3 protein-coding genes are annotated in these 1,731 nt (G+C 71.8%); all 3 read left to right on the top strand.

Features of this window, described 5'->3' with window-relative positions; all coding sequences use genetic code 11:
- Positions 1-254: 254 nt before the first annotated feature.
- Complete coding sequence (locus tag ACFRAR_RS38740; protein ID WP_380705145.1) at positions 255-662, top strand: helix-turn-helix domain-containing protein; 408 nt, start codon at positions 255-257, stop codon at positions 660-662.
- Positions 663-664: 2 nt separating this feature from the next.
- Positions 665-1,240, top strand: a complete 576-nt coding sequence (locus ACFRAR_RS38735) for a hypothetical protein (protein WP_380705142.1) — start codon at positions 665-667, stop codon at positions 1,238-1,240.
- Positions 1,241-1,366: 126 nt separating this feature from the next.
- The gene (locus ACFRAR_RS38730; protein WP_380705140.1) at positions 1,367-1,717 is read left to right on the top strand and encodes a DUF2516 family protein; all 351 of its coding nucleotides are present in this window, start codon (positions 1,367-1,369) and stop codon (positions 1,715-1,717) included.
- Positions 1,718-1,731: the final 14 nt, after the last annotated feature.

Raw genomic sequence — 1,731 nt, 5'->3', positions numbered from 1 at the left:
CAGAAGGGTGTCCAGGTTCGTCTTCACAAACCAACCAACGGGCACCCTTCGTCATGGTCGCGGCCAGCCCATCAATCGGACTCATTCATCTAGGGGCCCCGGCCCGCGCCCGCGCCCGCGCCCGCGCCCGCGCCCGCGCCCGCGCTCCTGCTTCGGCCCGCGCCCCGGCTCCGGCCCCGTGACGCCCACCTCGGGCGTTTGCTGCCGCTAGCACCCTGCTTGCATCTGCAAGCAGGGTGCTGCAGGCTGGCCGCATGGCCTCACTGAACGTCGGCTCGCTCGGCGAGTACATCCGCGAGCAGCGCCGCAACGCCCAGTACTCGCTGCGGCAGCTGGCGGAGGCCGCCGGCGTGTCCAACCCGTACCTCAGCCAGATCGAGCGCGGGCTGCGCAAGCCGAGCGCGGAGATCCTCCAGCAGATCGCGAAGGCGCTGCGGATCTCGGCGGAGACGCTGTACGTCCAGGCCGGGATCCTGGAGGAGCGGCGGGGCGAGGGCCTGGAACTGCGGGCCTCGATCCTGGCCGATCCGCTGATCAACGAGCAGCAGAAGCAGGCGCTGCTCGCGGTCTACGACGCCTTCCTCAAGGAGAACGCCGCGTCGGCCCCCCGTTCGGCGACCGACGGCCCAGCCACCCAGAACACCCACCGGGAGGACCGGTAACCATGCCCATCACCGACGAGATCAAGAAGACCCTCACCGACCCGACCCCGCTGTACGCCCTGGCCGGCGCCGGCGACCTCGCGTACGAGAAGCTGCGCGAGGTGCCGGGCAGGGTCGAGGCGCTGGCGGCGGACCGCAAGGGCACCCAGGAGAAGGCCACCGCCAAGCTCCAGGAGGCGCAGTCGCTGCTGACCGGGGCGCAGGCCAGGGTCGCCGACACCGTCACCACCCTGCCGACCGACCTCAAGGCCCTGCAGGAGCGGGCCCAGGGCTTCGCCCTCCAGCAGGTGGCCCGCGCGGTCGAGCTGGCGGTGAAGGCCAAGGAGACGTACGACGAGCTGGCCGAGCGCGGCAAGGTCGTGGTGGACAAGGCCCGTCCGGCCGGCCAGGAGGAGGCCGCGCGGCCCGGTTCGGCCGTGGAGCCGGTGGAGGCCGAGCCGGTGGACGACGAGCTGGTGGAGGCCGAGCTGGTGGAGGCCGAGCCGGTGGAGGTCGAGCCGGCGGTCGAGCCGGTGGCCGAGCCCGCCCCGAAGAAGTCCGCCCGGGCCCGCAAGGCCGACGCCGACGCCGCGGAGTGAGTCCGTGCCCCCGGTCCGGCCGGGGGCACATCCGGTGACCGCGGGACGTTGACCCGGTTGCGGGCGGTCGTCATGCCAGGATGGGCGGCGGTCGCAGCGTCGGAGCAGAGAGCAGAGGAGATCGAAATGGTCGGAGTGTTGCAGATTCTGGCCTTTTCCTATCTGAACCCCATCTGGTGGGCGACTGTCGCCATCCTCGCCTACAAGCTGTTCGCCCTGGCCGACGCGGTCACCCGCCGCGAGGACGCCTACCGGGCGGCCGACAAGAAGACCAAGGGCTTCTGGGTGGCGATCCTGGCGATCTCCTTCGGCTGGGACTTCCTGTTCGGGGTGAACTTCTTCACCGGCATCGGCACCCTGGCCGGCCTGGTCGCCTCGATCGTCTACGTGGTGGACGTCCGCCCGGCGATCCGGGCGCTGACCGGAGGCGGCGGCCGGGGCGGCCGGAGCAACACCGGCCCGTACGGCCCCTGGTAGGAAGGGCGGCGGAC

The sequence above is a fragment of the Kitasatospora sp. NPDC056651 genome (assembly GCF_042792155.1).
Lineage (GTDB): Bacteria > Actinomycetota > Actinomycetes > Streptomycetales > Streptomycetaceae > Kitasatospora.
The sequence above is the reverse complement of the archived record's forward strand: the minus strand, read 5'-3'. Positions and strand labels throughout refer to the sequence as shown.

Bases quoted from the DNA above. Each gene is read 5' to 3' on its own strand.
- ACFRAR_RS38730 (WP_380705140.1), top strand. From the start codon at position 1,367: ATGGTCGGAGTGTTGCAGATTCTGGCCTTTTCCTATCTGAACCCCATC.
- ACFRAR_RS38735 (WP_380705142.1), top strand. From the start codon at position 665: ATGCCCATCACCGACGAGATCAAGAAGACCCTCACCGACCCGACCCCG.
- ACFRAR_RS38740 (WP_380705145.1), top strand. From the start codon at position 255: ATGGCCTCACTGAACGTCGGCTCGCTCGGCGAGTACATCCGCGAGCAG.